The organism is Bacillus sp. 103mf (genome assembly GCF_900116295.1).
GTDB lineage: Bacteria > Bacillota > Bacilli > Bacillales > Bacillaceae_G > Bacillus_A > Bacillus_A bruguierae.
In genome coordinates this window covers 26165-45100 of the sequence record NZ_FPAF01000021.1, presented here as the reverse complement: position 1 = coordinate 45100, position 18936 = coordinate 26165, and the positions used below count along the sequence as shown (strand labels likewise).

The 18936-nt window shown below is 38.6% G+C and carries 18 protein-coding genes and 1 pseudogene; 7 read left to right on the top strand and 12 right to left on the bottom strand.

The features are described from left to right. Positions 1-56 precede the first annotated feature (56 nt). The 3 genes from wecB to galE all read right to left on the bottom strand — a co-directional run bounded on the left by wecB (position 57) and on the right by galE (position 3695). A complete protein-coding gene (gene wecB, locus BM350_RS23950; RefSeq protein ID WP_090918008.1) occupies positions 57-1172 on the bottom strand; it encodes a non-hydrolyzing UDP-N-acetylglucosamine 2-epimerase in 1116 nt (371 codons plus the stop codon). Positions 1173-1268: 96 nt separating this feature from the next. Beyond that, entirely contained in the window at positions 1269-2594 is a 1326-nt protein-coding gene (locus BM350_RS23945) for a UDP-glucose dehydrogenase family protein (protein WP_090918010.1), read from the bottom strand. 114 nt (positions 2595-2708) lie between these two features. Then, the gene (gene galE / locus BM350_RS23940; protein ID WP_090918012.1) at positions 2709-3695 is read right to left on the bottom strand and encodes a UDP-glucose 4-epimerase GalE; all 987 of its coding nucleotides are present in this window, start codon (positions 3693-3695) and stop codon (positions 2709-2711) included. A gap of 410 nt (positions 3696-4105) precedes the next feature. On the opposite strand from galE, the gene BM350_RS23935 reads away from it, so the two are divergent. The 4 genes from BM350_RS23935 (at position 4106) to BM350_RS26550 (ending at position 8354) form a co-directional block, all read left to right on the top strand. Continuing rightward, complete coding sequence (locus BM350_RS23935) at positions 4106-5176, top strand: glycosyltransferase family 4 protein (RefSeq protein ID WP_090918014.1); 1071 nt, start codon at positions 4106-4108, stop codon at positions 5174-5176. 153 nt (positions 5177-5329) lie between these two features. Beyond that, positions 5330-6091, top strand: coding sequence for a polysaccharide deacetylase family protein (locus BM350_RS23930; RefSeq protein ID WP_090918016.1), 762 nt, complete (start codon positions 5330-5332; stop codon positions 6089-6091). A 705-nt stretch (positions 6092-6796) separates the two neighbouring features. Beyond that, positions 6797-7987 carry a chromate transporter gene (locus tag BM350_RS23925; protein ID WP_090918018.1) on the top strand — a complete coding sequence of 397 codons (1191 nt, stop codon included), beginning with the start codon at positions 6797-6799 and terminating at the stop codon, positions 7985-7987. A 133-nt stretch (positions 7988-8120) separates the two neighbouring features. Beyond that, complete coding sequence (locus BM350_RS26550; protein ID WP_090918019.1) at positions 8121-8354, top strand: hypothetical protein; 234 nt, start codon at positions 8121-8123, stop codon at positions 8352-8354. 171 nt (positions 8355-8525) lie between these two features. Here the strand turns inward: BM350_RS26550 and chbG are convergent, their stop codons facing one another. The 9 genes and pseudogenes from chbG to BM350_RS27130 all read right to left on the bottom strand — a co-directional run bounded on the left by chbG (position 8526) and on the right by BM350_RS27130 (position 14405). After that, positions 8526-9230 carry a chitin disaccharide deacetylase gene (chbG, locus tag BM350_RS23920; RefSeq protein ID WP_090918022.1) on the bottom strand — a complete coding sequence of 235 codons (705 nt, stop codon included), beginning with the start codon at positions 9228-9230 and terminating at the stop codon, positions 8526-8528. A 219-nt stretch (positions 9231-9449) separates the two neighbouring features. Continuing rightward, positions 9450-10775 carry a 6-phospho-beta-glucosidase gene (locus tag BM350_RS23915; protein WP_090918024.1) on the bottom strand — a complete coding sequence of 442 codons (1326 nt, stop codon included), beginning with the start codon at positions 10773-10775 and terminating at the stop codon, positions 9450-9452. 55 nt (positions 10776-10830) lie between these two features. Beyond that, positions 10831-10923 (bottom strand): annotated as a pseudogene (locus BM350_RS23910) (PTS lactose/cellobiose transporter subunit IIA); the annotation flags it as partial. Positions 10924-10989: 66 nt separating this feature from the next. Next, positions 10990-11394, bottom strand: a complete 405-nt coding sequence (locus BM350_RS23905) for a DUF3021 domain-containing protein (protein ID WP_090918082.1) — start codon at positions 11392-11394, stop codon at positions 10990-10992. A gap of 4 nt (positions 11395-11398) precedes the next feature. After that, positions 11399-11845: a LytTR family DNA-binding domain-containing protein gene (locus tag BM350_RS23900; RefSeq protein ID WP_090918026.1), complete on the bottom strand. Its 447-nt coding sequence runs from the start codon at positions 11843-11845 to the stop codon at positions 11399-11401. A 130-nt stretch (positions 11846-11975) separates the two neighbouring features. Beyond that, positions 11976-12293: a PTS lactose/cellobiose transporter subunit IIA gene (locus BM350_RS23895; RefSeq protein ID WP_090918028.1), complete on the bottom strand. Its 318-nt coding sequence runs from the start codon at positions 12291-12293 to the stop codon at positions 11976-11978. Between the two features lie 6 nt (positions 12294-12299). Further along, the gene (gene celB / locus BM350_RS23890; RefSeq protein WP_090918030.1) at positions 12300-13604 is read right to left on the bottom strand and encodes a PTS cellobiose transporter subunit IIC; all 1305 of its coding nucleotides are present in this window, start codon (positions 13602-13604) and stop codon (positions 12300-12302) included. 14 nt (positions 13605-13618) lie between these two features. Next, entirely contained in the window at positions 13619-13921 is a 303-nt protein-coding gene (locus BM350_RS23885) for a PTS sugar transporter subunit IIB (protein ID WP_090918032.1), read from the bottom strand. Positions 13922-14261: 340 nt separating this feature from the next. Further along, positions 14262-14405, bottom strand: a complete 144-nt coding sequence (locus tag BM350_RS27130) for a hypothetical protein (RefSeq protein ID WP_090918034.1) — start codon at positions 14403-14405, stop codon at positions 14262-14264. 298 nt (positions 14406-14703) lie between these two features. Here BM350_RS27130 and BM350_RS23875 point away from each other — a divergent pair, with 298 nt between their 5' ends. The 3 genes from BM350_RS23875 to BM350_RS23865 all read left to right on the top strand — a co-directional run bounded on the left by BM350_RS23875 (position 14704) and on the right by BM350_RS23865 (position 18891). Next, a complete protein-coding gene (locus tag BM350_RS23875; protein WP_090918036.1) occupies positions 14704-16059 on the top strand; it encodes a cytochrome ubiquinol oxidase subunit I in 1356 nt (451 codons plus the stop codon). Then, on the top strand, positions 16052-17071 hold the full coding sequence (locus BM350_RS23870; RefSeq protein ID WP_090918038.1) for a cytochrome d ubiquinol oxidase subunit II: 1020 nt from the start codon (positions 16052-16054) through the stop codon (positions 17069-17071). Before BM350_RS23875 ends, BM350_RS23870 begins: the two co-directional genes overlap by 8 nt. Positions 17072-17532: 461 nt before the next feature. Then, the gene (locus tag BM350_RS23865) at positions 17533-18891 is read left to right on the top strand and encodes an arsenic transporter (protein ID WP_090918039.1); all 1359 of its coding nucleotides are present in this window, start codon (positions 17533-17535) and stop codon (positions 18889-18891) included. Positions 18892-18936 lie beyond the last annotated feature (45 nt).

The following is an 18936-nucleotide window of genomic DNA, read 5'->3' as shown; positions in this document are numbered from 1 at the left end:
CAGCTGTCTCCTCTCCAGGGGCAGCTGTTTTTTCCTCTTACCAAAAATAAAATTTATTATTTATTAAAATATTCTACAATTGCTTTCACAATACGCCCTGACGCCTGACCATCACCGTATGGATTCGATGCCTTTGCCATTGCGCTGTGCGCTTCTTTATCTAATAGTAGCTCGTTTGCTAAGCTGAAAATTGTTTCTTCATCTGTACCTGCAAGCTTTAATGTACCTGCTTCAATACCTTCTGGACGCTCTGTTGTATCACGTAGAACAAGAACTGGCACACCAAGTGATGGTGCTTCTTCTTGCACACCGCCAGAATCTGTTAACATTAAGTATGAACGTGCTGCAAAGTTATGGAAATCAATGACATCAAGCGGTTCAATTAAATGAATGCGATTATGCTTCCCTAAAATTTCTCCAGCAATTTCACGAACAACAGGATTCATATGTACTGGATATACAACTTGCACGTCTTCATGTGTCTCGACAAGACGTTTAATGGCACGGAACATATTACGCATCGGCTCTCCTAAATTTTCACGGCGATGTGCTGTCATGAGAACAAGGCGATCATCTCCAACCTTCTCTAACACCGGATGTGTATATGATTCTTTTACTGTCGTTTTTAACGCATCAATTGCTGTATTTCCTGTAATAAAAATGTTTGTCTCTTTTTTATTCTCTTGTTGTAAGTTTGTTGCAGACTTCGCTGTTGGTGCAAAATGAAGATCTGCCATTACCCCTGTTAATTGACGGTTCATTTCTTCTGGATATGGAGAATATTTATCCCACGTACGAAGACCAGCTTCCACATGACCAATTGGAATTTGATTATAATAGGCAGCAAGACTTGCAATAAATGTCGTCGTTGTATCACCATGTACAAGAACGATGTCTGGTTTCGCTTCTTTCATAATCTTATCTAAACCCTCTAAACCACGAGTTGTAATATCAATTAACGTTTGACGGTCTTTCATAATATTTAAATCATAATTCGGCTTAATATCAAAAATATCTAACACTTGATCCAGCATTTGACGATGTTGCGCTGTTACTGTCACAATAGACTCAATTTGCTGTGAATGTTTTTGCAATTCTAACACGAGAGGAGCCATTTTGATAGCTTCCGGACGCGTTCCAAAAATCGTCATTACTTTAATGCGCTCTGTCATATTCAATTCCTCTCTTCTTTCAATGTCTCAATTCATCATGTACGATAACAATTGTTATTATATATGAGAATCTGAAATGACAAAAGGAAATATTTCCTAAAAGATATGTGAAACATCTCGCTTTCGAATTACCCTTCTACCAATGGAATAGTAATCAACAGCATATTGCTCCACTTCTTCTAATACATAACAATTTCTTCCGTCAAATACAATTGGCTCATTCATAAGCTGTACATATTTTGCAATCGGATACGTTCGAATACTTTCCCACTCCGTTACAATAAATGCTGCGTCCGCTTTTATAATTGCTTCGCTTATATCCATACTATATTGTACTCGGTTCATAAAGATGCGCTTTGCATGTAAAATCGCCTTCGGATCATACACAATAACATGAGCTCCTCGTGCCAATAACTGCTCAATAATTAGAAGAGACGGAGCTTCTCGTATATCATCTGTATTTGGTTTAAACGAAAGACCGAGAACAGCAACTCGTTTCCCTTGTAAATTCATGACCTTTTCTGCTTTTTCCACAAGTGAAGCTTGCTGCTTATTATTCACTTCAATAACCGCTTTTAGCAACCTAAAATCATGAGCCACATTCCCCGCAATTTGCACAAGTGCATTTGTATCTTTTGGAAAACAAGAACCGCCATACCCAATACCCGCTTTCAGAAAATGAGGACCAATTCGTTTATCAATCCCCATCCCAGCTGCCACTTCTGTCACATCAGCTTGTACTTTTTCACATATACTTGAAATTTCATTGATAAAGCTAATTTTCGTCGCTAAAAAAGCATTCGATGCGTACTTAATCATCTCCGCACTACGTATATCCGTTGTAAACACTTCAATTGACAACGACTTATAAAGATTCGCAACCCGCTTCGCAATCTCTGGTTTTTCCGCTCCAATTACAATGCGATCACCATGAAAGAAATCGTGCACGCCGCAGCCTTCTCGTAAAAACTCCGGATTTGATACAAGATGGACACTTATATCTGTTTGCAATGCCGCCTGAATCCATTCTTTCATAGCATCATTTGTTCCAACAGGAACCGTACTTTTTGTCACAACGATCACATCTTGTTTAGCATACATCCCAATATCACGGCACATATTTACAATATGTGTTAAATTTGCAGATCCATCTGAGTAGGAAGGTGTACCAACCGCCACAAAAATATACTCAACTGCCTCGTAAGCTTCTTCTCTCTTTGAAGTAAACGATAGCTTCTGCTTTAAAACAGCATCTTCCAATAATTTTTGTAACCCCGGTTCATATATCGGCAGTTCATTTTCCTCTAACAACCGTATTTTCTGTTCATCAATATCAAAACAAGTCACAGAGTGCCCAAGTGTCGCTAATCCAATCCCTGTCACTAACCCGACATATCCAGTACCTACCACCGTAATTTTCATACACACACCTCCTCCTTATGGTTCGTTTCCCTTTATTATATGAGACATCCTTCGTTTCATTTTTAAGCTTTTGTAAAAAAACAAGTCAGCTGCAGGTAAGCAGCTGACTTGTTTTTACTTACTATATCCATTCGGATGGGATGTATGCCATTCCCAAGCTGTTTGAATCATTTCTTCAAGCGAATACTTTGCCTTCCAACCTAATTCGTTATAAATCTTCTCTGATGAAGCGATAAGCCTTGCTGGATCTCCAGCGCGGCGCTCTGCGTGAGTCACATTTGCTTTCTTCTCAGTTACACGTTCACACGTTTCAATCACTTCTTTTACAGAAAATCCTTTTCCGTTTCCTAAGTTGTATACTTCATTTGTTTTTTGTTCATTTTGTAAACTTTGCAGCGCTAAAATGTGCGCCTCCGCTAAGTCTGTCACATGAATATAATCGCGAATACAAGTACCATCATGTGTATCATAATCTGTACCAAAGACAGAAATCGATTCACGTTTTCCTAATAAGTGCTGCAGCACAAGCGGAATTAAATGTGTCTCTGGCGTATGATCTTCTCCAATTGTTCCTGACACATGAGCTCCCGCTGCATTAAAGTAGCGAAGTACAACATATTTCATGCCATAAGCGGCATGAAAATCTTGTAAAATATGCTCAACCATTAATTTAGAGCGTCCATATGTATTAATTGGATTTGTTACAGTTTTTTCTGTAATCATATCTGTCTCCGGAATTCCGTACGTTGCCGCTGTTGAAGAGAAGATAAATGATGTTACCCCATGCTCCATCATTTTCTCTAGCAACGTAATCGTTGCTGTCACGTTATTTTTATAATATTTCAATGGATTGGAAACAGATTCACCAACAAGACTATTTGCCGCAAAATGCATAACAGCATCAATAGAATAGTTACTAAATACACGATCTAAATCTGCCGCGTTACTTAAATCTCCTACTTCTAAGATCGCTCTCTCATCAACACTTTCACGATGACCAGTTGATAAATTATCTAATACAACCACTTCAAATTTTTGATCTAACAATTGTTTTACTGTATGACTTCCAATATATCCTGCCCCACCAACAACTAAAATCATGGTTTCTCCCCCTATAAAAAATATATCATTATATAGCTCTATATTAATTACACAGCAATTCCTACCTGTAAAATCAACCTTCTTCTAATAGCACGTAACACGAAAAGCATCCACCTTTATTCTGCTATTTCCTCAACGCATATATTTACACAATCCTATCATAACCTTCATATAATTAAATAAGGAACATACATATTTTTCTGTAAAACATCCATATTAAGACTAATTTTTCATCTATAATTCGCTTTGAAAATGTCATATATTTCAGTTATTACAATTTAAAGTCACGCGAAAAAAAGATTGAAATCCACTCTTTTTATGATACCATATGTTATGAGCCAAAAACATATATTGAATTTTGAAGTAAAAGAGAGATTTCAATACGTTAAAATATAAAAGGTGGGGTATTAATGGACTCACGAATTATTTATGCAGTTTTGGCATCGTTCATTACCGTACTGATTGCTACCCCTTTCGTAATTAAATTAGCCTTTAAGATTGGGGCAACAGACAAGCCAAATGCTCGTAAAGTACATCAAAGCGTTATGCCTCGTCTTGGCGGACTGGCAATCTTTATCGGAGTTGTTATAGGATGCTTCGTTAGCGGCTTGTATGAACAGCGGATCGTATCGATTAGTATAGGTGCTGTCATCATCATTATCATTGGGATATTAGATGATATGTATGAATTATCTGCAAAAGTAAAATTCGGCGGACAACTTGCAGTCGCATTGTTAATCGTGAAAAACTTACAAATACCAGTGCTTTACATTCCAATTTTAGGAGAAACTGAACTTGGGTGGCTATCTTATCCAATTACAGTGTTTTGGATTGTTGGTATTACAAATGCTATTAATTTAATTGACGGACTTGACGGATTATCAGCTGGTATTTCTTCCATTGTTCTTGCAACGTTAGCTTACATGGCTGCTACTAGTGTAACTGGTGCCGGTAGTGCAATCATTTTACCGCTTGCACTCATCGTATTAGCAAGTACAATCGGATTTTTATTCTATAACTTTCATCCAGCGAAAATCTTTATGGGAGATACAGGGGCTCTGTTTTTAGGATATTGTATTGCGGTACTATCATTACTTGGACTATACAAAAGCGTAACATTGTTTAGCTTTATCGTTCCAATCATTATTTTAGGGGTACCAATCTTTGATACAACATTTGCGATTATTCGCCGCGTTGTAAATAAGAAACCAATTTCAGCACCAGATAAATCGCATTTGCATCACCGTTTACTTGCAATAGGGTTCTCTCATCGAACAACGGTGCTAATTATTTATGCATTTGGTATTTTCTTTAGTGTGAATGCCATTATTTTTTCAAAAGCAACATTATGGCTCTCCATTGTTCTTCTATTTCTTCTTATTTTAATTACTGAAATTGTGGCAGAGATTATCGGTCTTGTCCATGATCGCTATAAACCAATTATTTCAGTCTATAAAAAAGTAAAAAGACGTGAAGAATAAAAGTAATATAACCAATACAAAATAAAAATATACAAACAGGACAATCTCTTTAAAGAAATTCTCCTGTTTTTTTGTTTTCCAAAATATAGTTCGTTTGAGAATGGCCGCCTTGGAGCAAGATAACAGTACAATCTTCAAATTAGGGTGAGCATCATGATTAAGCGAACACTTTTACTTATTTGTTTGTTTTCTACTATCATCTTATGTTTTCTATCACCTATGCAGGCTGCTGTTGTATCTTCACATGAGAATCGCCCTATCTCTCATTTTGAAACACAACTGCCTCATCAATATGCTACTCCGCAAACAAAAGTGGCTTATTTGACATTTGATGATGGACCAAACAAATATACAGCACAAATTTTAAATATCTTAAAGCAAAAAAATGGAAAAGCAACTTTCTTTGTTATCGGTGGACGCGTCTCTCGTTACCCTCGAACAACAAAGCGAATCATTGAAGAAGGTCATTATCTCGGATTACATAGTATGTCTCATAATGCAAAGTACCTCTATAATGGTGATCCCTCTATTTTAGTTTCTGAAATGGAACAAGCTCGGGAGATTGTTCGGGTCATCACTGGAATTGACACACACCTCGTTCGTGTTCCTTATGGCAGCATGCCCTATTTAAAGAAAAATTATCGCGACGCTCTCGTTGCATCTCGCTATAAAATGTGGGACTGGACAATCGATACATACGATTGGAAAAGCGCTCATAATCCATCTGCCGTATTGGAACGAGTAATAAATCAAAGTGATAATCCAGTCGAAGTCATTTTAATGCATGATTCAAATGTCACTGTACAAATCTTACCAAAAGTCATTGACTATCTTCATTCACAAGGATATACACTTCTCCCTTACAATCCTTCTTCTCATTTAGAAGTTAATTTTTGGAAGGATGCGAGATTGTAACAGCTTTAGCCTCTACTAAAGCTGTTCAACTTTTATATGTATATAAATTAAAAAACCGACATAAAACCCCTTTCTTTTTACGGGAGGACAAGAGCATCTGGCCGTGCATAGAAGCGGTCAGGGCCTTTTCCTGCCACATGCAATGTTTTAAAACAAAGGGAGTAAGCAAGTGCAGGTCATGATTATTCTGCATAGCAGCGACTTATATGTCGAAACATTAAAGTATATTTATATATTTTGATATAACCACAAAAAATACCCTAAAACATGTGAAAATAAAAACCACTTCAACCAATTGAAAAGCACTTGAAATTGATTGAAGTGGTTTTTATAATGAATTCCTTTATTAAAAATCAATTCGTTCAGAAAGAAGAAAGAAACAAAAAAACCTCAATGAAGAGGTTTCTTTCGTTCTTTCTCAATGACAAGTCATTTTGCAGAACTATTATCCGTTGGCTCAAAGATAGTTAGGAGGCTATCTTCTTACATTTTCACTGTAACATAAAAAGTTACTTCTCAAATATGCAATTTTACATATTTATTACATTCTTGTCATTTTCCTATTTACATAGATTCGATATGATATATAAGTACAAATTGGAAAACTGCCCCTTTTTTTAGTGGGCGAGAGTGTCTGACTGGGTATAGAAGCAGTCGCTAGATTTATAGGAAAATTTATTCAAGAAAAAGGTGACTCCTATCACTATGAATTCTAAACAAAGTATCGTAAAACACTTACAAATATTAACAGAAATCTTTCTCATTTCCACAAAACTTGGACTCACTTCCTTCGGAGGACCTGTTGCACATCTTGGCTATTTTCATAACGAATACGTTCAGAAGCGAAAATGGATGGACGAAAGAAGCTATGCCGATTTTGTAGCACTTTGTCAATTCCTTCCCGGCCCTGCTAGTAGTCAAGTTGGAATCGGAATTGGATTATCACGGGGTGGTATACTTGGAGCTATTGTTTCTTGGCTTGGATTTACGCTCCCTTCCGTTCTTGCGCTCGTCCTGTTTGCTTCGTTACTGCAGCAGATTGATATTGCACACGCGGGATGGATTCACGGCTTAAAACTAGTGGCCGTAGCGATTGTCGCTCATGCATTATGGGGAATGGCGCAAAAGCTAACACCAGACCGGAGCCGCATAGCGATTGCAGTTATCGCAGCGGCTACCGTTCTATTATTCCAAACAGCTTGGATACAAATCATCGTTATTCTATTCGCGAGCATCGTGGGATGGCTCTTATACAGGGAGCACACAATAACAACTGAAACAGAAATATCTATTCCCATCTCACGAAAAGTCGCAGCGCTATGCCTATCTTTGTTCTTTCTCTTATTAATACTATTACCGATATTACGCCCTTTCTCGCACTGGATTGCTATGTTTGATAGTTTCTATCGCTCAGGTTCTCTCGTCTTTGGCGGCGGTCATGTCGTTCTTCCGCTCCTAGAAAATGAATTTGTGTCAAATGGCTATATAACGAAAGAACAATTTCTCGCTGGTTATGGAATGACGCAAGCCGTTCCTGGACCATTATTTACATTTGCCGCTTATATCGGAGCAATTATGAACGAAGCCGCCGGGGCAACAATTGCGACAATTGCTATTTTTCTTCCCGCCTTCTTACTCGTTGTCGGCGTATTGCCTTTTTGGGATGCACTGCGCCGCAAACCGTACGTACAAGGAGCTATGTTTGGTATAAATGCAGCGGTTGTCGGCATTTTACTCGCCGCTTTTTATCATCCAATTTGGACAAGCTCGGTTATACAGCCCGCTGATTTCGTTGTCGCATTACTCTTATTTACAATGCTTGCCTTTTGGAAAATGCCGCCGTGGGTTATTGTTATAATTGGTGCGATAAGTGGAATGATTTTGTCGGTATTGTAAAAGCTAAGCTTACATCCTCCTCACATTTTGGAGGATTTTACCATTAATTTTCTAAATATTCAATTTATTATCCTTGCAAATTATGTTACGATTTATAGAATAAACAAGTCTAGAAATAGCAGTTGCATTGCGCATGCCTAAAAATCGGCTCTGGTTCTCTCGAATGATGATTGTTGTGATGTTTGTAATCATTTCATGGGGACTATCTACATTTTCTTTATTTACACAACAGGAGTTTAGAAAATTCATAGGCTGGGGACAATACACTGACTATGAAGTAGATCGGGCACCACAACTACCAGCACCAGATATATCGGCGGAAATAATGCATTTATCGGCGTTATCTGTAATATATCGGCGGAAATGATACATTTATCGGCGTTATCTGTAATATATCGGCGGAAATGATACATTTATCGGCGATTCGACAAGGTATAAAGACCTTTCGACAACGTTCAACATGCGAATCGCCCATTCACTAGAACTGGATCACACCAAAAAGTGGACTTTTTTGGTCAACTTCATTTCTTTACTACTCCTAAAACTTCACAAGCTCCATCCCACTTGGAAGCTTACTCTCTGTTAAAATACGTAACTCTTCAACACGCTTCATGACATAAGACGAACGTTTCACCAGCTCTGCATCTATATAAGCTGGATGCACCATAACTTCAACGGTTGTCCCGTCCTGTACACGCCCATTTAGTTTTGTAAAGTAATCGCTCGTTACACCATCTCCGTAAAAATCGTGAAAAAACACATCAGAAAATGGGCGTACTGCACACTCTTGTTCACAGCGGCGCACCGGAAGATGATATTTCTCTGCTAATCGCTCTAAGACGTCATGCAAAATTGGCAGTGCGTGAATGTGATGATGACTATCAAGGTGCGTCGGTGTTAAGCCATATGATAAAAACTTTTCAATTTGCGCGGCCCACTCTCGCTCGGCGTCATATGGATCTACCCTTCCTTCCCACACCGTACTTTGCGAATGAAACGAACCATCTTTTTTCACAAGAGAGAGTACATCAGAAAGAAGCGGTTTTCCTGCTGTTAATACAAGATGTACTCCAACTCCGAGCGTCTTATATTGCTTCGCTAATTGCACGGCATGTTCTAAACCCGGCATATTCATCATCATCGTTGCGGAATTAACAAACCCATTCACATGCGCGTCAATAATACCGTAGTTTACCCCTCGTGTTAATCCGAAGTCATCTGCGTTTACAATTAATTGAATCATTACGTCCCCTCCTATATACATCTATTTTAATTCTTCAATAGATACTTTCCTGGTACACAACATAAAAAGTCACCTACATTTGTTTTCACATGACACGTGGCAGAAAAAGGCCCTGACCGCTTCTACACGCGGCCATCCCCTCTCGACCACCTAAAAAAGAAAGGGGTTTTTTCAATTTGAATTCAAACTGAAAAAAAAGCGGGCTGAACTGCGCCGCTTTTAGTTCTCCACTTTCTTGAAAAATTGCGGAAGATACTCTTTATGAGCTTCCAGCATTTCATCTAACATTTGTTTTGCTACTTTATCAGATGGGACAAGCGGATTAATCGTCATCGCCAGCAGCGCTTTATGATAATCACCTGTTATAGCTGCTTCAATTGTTACACGTTCAAACGATTTAATTTGTTGTACTAAACCGCGAATTGACACTGGTAAGTCCCCAACCGCAATCGGCTTTGGACCATCCTTTGTAATGACGCAGTTTACTTCAACAGCAGAATCAGCTGGTAAACTTGCGATTGTACCATTATTTCTTGTATTTACAGGCTGAATATCGCCTTTATTGTTGTAAATAGACGTAATTAAGCTGCATGCAGCATCACTATAATATGCTCCGCCGCGTTTTTCTAGTTGCGGTGGTTTACTATCTAAATTCGGATCTTTATACAGTTCAAACAGATCATTCTCTAGCTTCTTCACCACTTCTGCACGTGTACCATTTTCCAGTGACGCTTGCTTTTCTTCTTCTAACATTTCACGTGTTTTGTAGTAATAACGGTGGTATGGGCATGGAATTACACGAAGCGCGCGAATGAAATCGGGTTCCCAATCAAGCATTGCAATATTTTGCATCGTAATTTGTTTCTCCGGATCTGTTACTAATTCTAGCACACGGTCCATGACGCTCACACCATCTAAATAGACATCCAATCCATACACCATATGGTTTAAACCCGCAAAATCAACATGTACACGGCTTGGATCTACATCGAGAATCTTTGCTAATCCCATATGAATCCCGATCGGAACGTTGCATAACCCGACAACCTTTTGAATGTTTGTATAGCGAAGAACGGCTTCTGTTACCATACCCGCTGGATTTGTAAAATTAATTAACCATGCGTTTGGACAAAGCTCCTCTATGTCTTTACAAATATCTAAAATAACAGGAATCGTTCTTAAGCCCTTAAATAAACCGCCAGGACCATTTGTCTCCTGGCCGATCACATCATATTTTAACGGGATGGCTTCATCTTTTCCGCGCGCTGCTAATAACCCAACGCGAAATTGTGTTGTAACAAAGTCCGCATCTTTTAACGCTTCGCGGCGATCTAGTGTAAGATGAATATCAATTGGAACTCCTGCTTTTTTCACCATACGCTTCGCTAAGTTACCAACAATCTCTAACTTTTCTTTTCCTTTTTCCACATCAACTAACCAAATTTCACGAACAGGAAGTTCATGATAGCGCTTAATAAAACCTTCAATTAACTCCGGCGTATAACTAGAGCCACCGCCAATTGTTGTAATTTTTATTCCACACATACTACACGTTCCCCTTTCGCATTGATTTTTTTATAACTGGAAAGTTTATTCAATGTAGTACTGTAATTTCTATTTTTTCTCCTCTTGCTTCTGATTGTATGAGCTCATATTGGAAATGATGCGCTTCATTCATCGTTTCCCGTGCTTCTTCAGCTAAAGCAATTAAAAAGTACGCCAAGTGCTTTTCACACCTGGCGTACTTTTCTTCTCTTTTCTATTTAAGCTGATTATTTAAACTCTCAATCTTTTTCTTCCAATACATTGTCATTGCAAACCATATCATGAAGTAAATGATAATAAAGCTTCCTACGCAAATGAGAATGGCACTTGCATGATTAGGAACCCATCCCATCCATACTGCCGCTGGAAGAAATGTTCCTAGTAATATAATGAAATGAATGATTGTTTGTTTTAACAGGCTCCATTCTTCCCTCTCAAAAACAAAAGAAGCAACGGAGAAGATCATCCCAATTATATTTGCTGCAACAAGTTGAATTAACAATGTCCTTATCTCTATTGTCTCCATCCCATTCGCATAACCGATCCCCAAAAATAATAAGCTATAAAACATCGCCATCCCCATACCAGCTGCCAACTTTGCACCTATTCTATCCATCATCATACTAACCTCCTATATTCAAAACTTCTTTAATAAGCGGAACATATTTTCGCGAAACGTACTCTTTCATCCCATTTGAAAAATGAGCACACATGCTGCCACTAAACGACATTTCAAAACTTTTCACATGCTTTATATTTGCAATTGTCGATTTTGAGAACCTAACAAATCCTTCTCGCTGTAAGGCACTCTCTAATTCATACAGCCGGTGTTTTACTTCAAGGTTTCCTTTTGTCGTTTGGGCAAATACCTTTCTGCCTTCCGAATAGAACCAATATATTTCCTTAAACTCCAATAAATAAAACTGCTGATCTTCTATCCCAACAATTTGCTTGATCGTCCCCCCTTCTAATATTTTCAAAATGTGCTGAACATCTTCAGTCATTTCTTTCGTCCTTATCACGATTTCTAGTTCTTCATGTGCTGGGTCTAAATCAATATGAACCTTCATATCGCCCCCCCTTTACTACTTCATTTTTACATAAATGTGGAAAAAATAAATGGATATGTACATAAGTGGTCCAGTTATTTGTTTAACTTGTCATTTTCAATACATAAAAAAGACCTTGCACCCGCAAGGCCTATTTTCTATCTAACATCTTCCTATATAAATTAACAAACTCACTCGCTAATTCCTTCATTGTTATAGCATTCATAAGGTGATCCTGCGCATGAACGAACAGTAACGTAAGTTCGACCCGTTCGCCGCCTGCCTCTTGTTGAATCAATGTTGTTTGTAAGCGATGCGCTTCCTTTAACTCGCTGTCTGCTTCTTGCAATTTTCCGTCCGCTTCGGAAAGCTTTCCTTGTTTCGCAAATTGAATTGCCTCCATCGCTGAGCTTCTCGCATTTCCCCCATGTAAAATTAAATGAAAAGCCGTTGTCTCTATCGTATCCATTTCCCTCTATTGCTCCCCCTTTTCTTCTGCCAACTTTTGCTTATCCCACATTTTTAAGAATGGGAAATAGATGAAAAAAGCTAAGCAGAAGTTTACTAACTGCATCACAACACCTGAAATCTTACCGCCCGTTGCTAAATAGCCGCTAAACAGAATCGGTGTTGTCCACGGCACAGCTGCGCCGCTTGGCCGCGCCACAAATCCCCATTCCATCGCAAAATAAGTCACAATCGTTAGAACAAGGGGAACAAAGATAAATGGAATCAGAAGAAGGGGATTTAACACAATTGGCATTCCAAATGTCACCATCTCATTAATATTAAAAATACCTGGTCCAATGGATAGCCTACCCAAACTTTTTAATTGCTGACTTCTTGCAAATAGTAACATCGCTATGACAAGTGCGAGCGTTGCACCAGAACCACCCATATAAATCCATAAATCAAAGAATTGCTTTGTAATTGTATTTGGTACTTCCTGCCCAGCTTGAAAAGCGACGCGGTTTTGATCCATTAATGAGAGCCAAATTGGATCCATCACTCCGCCAACAATTGCCGCTCCGTGAATCCCGCATGCCCACAATAATTGAATAAGAATAATCGCAATCACAGCTCCAAATATACTAGCACCCAGTGTGCTAAGCGGCGCTTGTAGCAATTGTCCCACAATATTATGAATACTTCCAAATGAAGTGTGTTCTAGAATTAACCGTATAATCCACACTACAGTAATCACAACAAAACCAGGAATCAGTGCAACAAACGAACGCGACACTGCTGGCGGTACTGTTTCTGGCATTTTAATCACAATATTTTTCTGTATAATAACGCGGTATATTTCTGTAGATATAAGTGCTAAAATCATCGCCACAAATAAACCTTGGCTGCCAGTAAGTACAGTTGGAATCACACCTTCTACTAAAATACTTTCCTTCGTCGTTTCTGCAATATGTGAAACTTGAAATGGTGTTGCTAATAAGAAAGATACAAGTGACAACGCCCCTGATGCTAATGCATCTACTTTATACTGTTCTGCCAATCTGTAAGCGATTCCAAAAGTGGCGATTAAAGACATAATATTAAATGTGGCACTTACCGGATACCCTAATGCTTTTTGCCAGCCCGCCCCAAATAAATTGGCCATAAAATCATTATATCCAGGTATCGGCAACGCACTAATAATTAAGAAAAAGGATCCGATAATTAAGAAAGGCATCGTTAAAATAATTCCGTCTCGAACAGCTTGTAAGTGACGCTGCTCTGCAATTCTTCCTGCTACAGGCATAACGTATCTTTCTAAAAATCCCGTCATCCTCTCCACTCTCCTTATGCCTTCGTTGACAATGCTGCTTGTAACACCGCTTCCCCATTACAAAGTCCGTAGTGTACAGATTGAATGACATTCACGGGTATACCTTTTTCTTTACAGAGCTCTTGCATTTTCGGTAATAGATAGCGCACCTGCGGGCCGAGTAATAATACATCTGCTTCATCAATATGATTACGCACTTCCGACCCAGATACAGCCCAAATTCTAGCTTCTATCCCTTGCGCCTCTGCTGCTTTCTCCATCTTTGTTACAAGCAAACTCGTTGACATACCAGCAGCACAGCAAAGCAAAATATTCATATGACGCCCCCTTTCTCATTAGCTCTTATAGCTCCCCATAAGGTTAAGCTAACCTATATATATGTCTAGGGGAATTCTCATATGACGAGCATATGAACAAAAAATTCTCTATGCTACATTCGCTTTCTCTCACTTTCTTTATCATTAAGTGAAGCTTCCATCAAGAAGGACTTACTATTTTGCAAATAGCATTAAAAAACAGCAAGTAGCCATTACTTGCTGTTTTTAACGTGCCTCGTTAAGGTACCAACCATCACCATATAAAAAAGGTAACCTTTTCAGATTACCTCTTTTCCTTTATTGCTATAGAATGAAGTTATCCAATCACTATGAATGGATTTTACACACTCTCTTTTGCCGGCCGATATAATACTTGTACGAGACGATCATATTCACGCCTTGTAATTTCTTTATTATATAGCTTTAACAATAAATCTTTATGCTCTTTCGAAAATGCCATTTTTTTAATGATTTCTGGATACATGAAAACTTTCCCCTCCGTTTCATGAATAAGACTAAATCCAGTAAACATTAGCGTTTCTGACTTGTATAGTTTGTAAAAACCAAACAAATAGAACTTATGTTCGTATAAGAATTATAAAATATTTTTCTTCAAAGTACAATTCTAAAATGTTAATTCTTCTTTTTATTTATTCCCTAAACATTTCAAAATTATAATATCATAATCTTCCCTAAAGTACATACATATTTTTTGTCACTTTTTTGAATAAATTTTCCATAACGGTAAGAAAATAATGGCAAAAAAGAAGAGGAGTAGGCATATGGATACTGTTACATTATCACGCGCTTTCTTTGGATCATCGTTAGCCTTCCATATTATTTTTGCAACGCTAGGAATTGGTCTTTCCTTAATGATTTTTATAAGCGAGGTATTATATCACTGGAAAAAGGACCCCGATTACTCTGTGATGGCAAAAAGATGGACGAAAGCATTTGCGATTCTTCTTGGTGTTGCCATTCCAACAGGAACAATTGTGGGCGTCCAAATTTCCTTACTTTGGCCTGGCTTTGCGAAGATTGTCGGACAAGTCATTTCCGTCCCATTTCAAATTGAAATTTTCGCCTTCTTCCTAGAAGCATTGTTCATGTCCATTTATGTGTATGCTGCAGATAAATTACCACCATTTATGCGATTAATATCGCTCTTTTTTGTGATGTTCGGGGCAACTGCATCTGCTGTACTTATTACATCAGCAAATACATGGATGAATACACCAGCGGGATTTTCAATGGCTGCAGACGGTTCAGTCTATAATGTTGATCCTTGGAAAGCCTTTTTTAATCCAAGCTTTTTCACAAGCTCCATTCATGTTGTCATTACAGCTTATGCAACAGGAGCTGCTGTCATCGCTTCGATTGCCGGTTTTAAATTATTAAAACGAAATAAAAGTGCACAGGAGATTACCTATCATAAAAAAGGATTATATTTAGGTTTAATCGTCACATTTATTACAGGCGCAATTATGTGGCTTTCTGGACATGAATCTGCGATTGCCTTGCATGAGCACTCACCGGAGAAATTAGCAGCAGCAGAAGCATTATTTCAGACACAGTCACATGCACCGCTAGCCGTTGGAGGCATTCTCGATCCAGAAACAAACAAATTAAAATACGCAATTGAATTTCCAAACCTGCTCAGTATGTTAGTCGGTCTGTCTCCAAATACAGTTGTAAAAGGATTAAATGAATTTCCACAAGAAACGTGGCCGCCTTTTTACACACATCTATTCTTTGACTTAATGGTCGGAGCGGCTACATTTACATTCGCCGTCGCTGCAATTGCACTTGGATATTGGTACTTCATTTACCGAAAAAAAGGAGGGCAATTACCAAAATGGATGCTTTGGGCCATTGCGGCTTGCGGTCCGATTATGCTTCTTGGCATTGAATTTGGCTGGATTTTCAGCTGCAGCGGCCGGCAGCCTTGGACGATTTACGGTTTTCAGCGGACGACAGATGCTGCCACGCGCGCCGATTTCGTTGGACCATTATTCATCGTATTTGTCATCCTTTATATTGCACTTGGTGCTTTAACTATTTTCGTATTACGAACATTCTTTAAACGCCATCCATTAAAGGCCGACTTACAAGCGAACAGGGGGGATTCACATGCATGAAGCAAGTATCGCTATTATCATTCTCTGGGCTGTCATTTTTGTATACAGTATTTTAGGCTCAATTGATTTCGGAGCTGGCTTTTGGGGGATGGTATACGCAAAGCATCCAACACTTGCTGGAAAACTTGCGAATCGCTACTTGTCTCCAACGTGGGAAGTTACGAATACATTTCTAGTCTTTGTCGTTGTCGCGTTTCTCGGATTCTTTCCAAAGGCTGCATTTACACTTGCAACAGCAATGTTTGTACCTGTTACCTTAATTCTCATTCTCGTTGCCATTCGCAGTACCTTTATGGTGTTCGCTTACTCTGTGCCAAAGTACGAGCGTGTACTGCGCACGATTTCAGGCATTACAGGTCTATTAATTCCAGCTCTCTTAATTACAGTTCTCCCTGTAACAGAAGGAGCTTTCATTACGACTGCTAACGGGAAAGAAACGCTACTATATGGAAAGTTATTATCAAGCCCGGTCGTATATTGGTACATGCTCTTTGGCTTAACATCCGAACTCTTTTTATCAGCACTCTTTCTCGCTGACTTTGCTAGCGAACAAGGATCTCAAGAGACATATCGTCTCTATCGAAGAAATGCCATCTTACTCGGCCCTGCCACGCTTGTCACCGCTATCATCGCACTTGTCGTAATGGAACCGGAAACACATTGGCTCATGGATGGTTTAATTAAACAGTTCCTATGGTTTACAATCTCAATTATCTTTTTTATCATTGGCTATTCCTCACTTTGGTGGACGAACAAAAAACAAGGAATACTAGGCTGGCCGCGTATCGCTGTTCTTTCTGTCGTTGCCCAGTATGGATTTGCAAGCTATGCTTACGGCGTTGCACATCTTCCGTATATTATTTATCCAGAAGTGACCGTGTTCACAAGTTTTACAACGACAGAAACGTTTTATGCACTGCTCATCCTCTATGCAATCGGGATCGCAATTTTATTACCAGGATTCATCTTCTTCTGGAACTTATTCTTGAAAGATCGATCATTTTTAAAGTGAAACGAACGGTTCACTACAGAGGCTGCCGATATATCGACGTTATTTGTGATATATCGGCGTTCCAACAAAATATAAAGTGAAACTTCCACTCGCTCCCGCCCGCCTAAAAAAAGAGTTTTTTGTCGGTTATATAATAAAAATACTTAGTCAAACATCATCTACCACGAAATAAGTAGCATATTTCTCTCCACATTTACCTACCAAAAGAAAATTAGGTAGATGCACGTAGCAACTTTTCTCTTATAAATACCTAATAGGCACATACTGGATATGTGCCTATTTTCATTCAATATTCCCTATATGCTATGTCTTTTCCCTAAAGTATCAAACGCCCATATTTACAATAGTTAGTGTAATGCCTCAAGCCTTCTTTTAACAATTTGAATATAATTAAGTAGAAAGTCTCGGACAAGTTGAAATACCCTTGTTCAAACTAAAGAATCAAGAAGGGTAGGCTAGCTATGGGTATTGAAATTTGGATTACGGTTTTCGTTTTTCTCCTCACCATGCTCATCATCTTCTGGCGGCCAAGAGGATTAAATGAAGCATGGCCAGCTGCAGTTGGAGCGGGGATTATCATTATTACCGGGCTCGTATCACGCAGTGACATTGCAGATATCATTGGTAAAATCGGCGGCGCCTCTATTACCATTCTGGCCACAATTGTTATGGCTGTTATATTAGAAAGTTTTGGTTTCTTCCACTGGGCAGCGGCCAGACTCGCAAACTTAGCAAAAGGCTCCGGGCGTCGTCTATATTGGTACATTCAATTACTCTGTTTTCTCATGACATTGTTGTTTAATAACGATGGTAGTATTTTAATAACAACACCAATTTTAATTTTGCTTCTGAAAAACCTCCAATTAAAACCACATCAACAAATTCCATATTTATTAAGCGGCGCATTAATTGCAACTGCTTCTAGTGCTCCAATTGGCGTTAGTAATATTGTAAATTTAATTGCACTAAATATCGTTCATATGACACTCTATATGCACACAGCGATGATGTTTGTACCTGCAACGTTAGGGCTCCTCTTTATGTCATGGCTCATGTATATGGTTGTGAAAAAGAAATTACCGAAAAAACTACCAACATCCGCTTATGACATTGAAGAAGTCTTTTTCACAAAACAGTTTCACCCATTAAAAGGGACAGATTCTGTTGATACAAAAAGCAAACGCTCCAAATTTATGTTAAAAGTGTTACTGTTTGTCTTTCTTATGCGCTGTCTCCTTTTCGTTGCCTCATTCTTTGCAGTTCCGATTGAAATTGTTGCCGTAATTGGCTCTCTCGTTCTGCTCCTATGGAGATGGTATTATTTACGAACAAATCCAGTCGATATATTAAAAAAGACACCGTGGCACATTCTCGTTTTTGCTTTTTCTATGTACGTTATTATTTACGGACTCCATAACGCTGGATTAACAACTTGGCTTGTGCAAGTATGCGAACCGATTGTGAATCAAAGTTTATTGTACGCAAGTTTTATCATGGGCGGACTCGTTTCAATTCTATCAAACATTTTTAACAACCATCCTGCCCTAATGATTGGAACCATTACCTTAACAAAAATGGGATTAGATCCTATTACCCTCAAAACAATCTACCTTGCAAACATCATTGGTAGCGACATAGGATCATTGTTATTACCAATCGGTACACTTGCATCTCTTATTTGGATGCATATCCTAAAGCAAAATAAAATTAAAATAAAATGGAAAGATTACTTGAACGTCTCCTTAATTGTCATTCCACTCACCACAATCGTAACCCTCTTCCTCTTATTCTACTGGGTACAGCTCGTCTTTGCTCGTTAACTTATTAAACGAAACAAAATCCCCCTGCTCTCGCTCAGCAGGGGG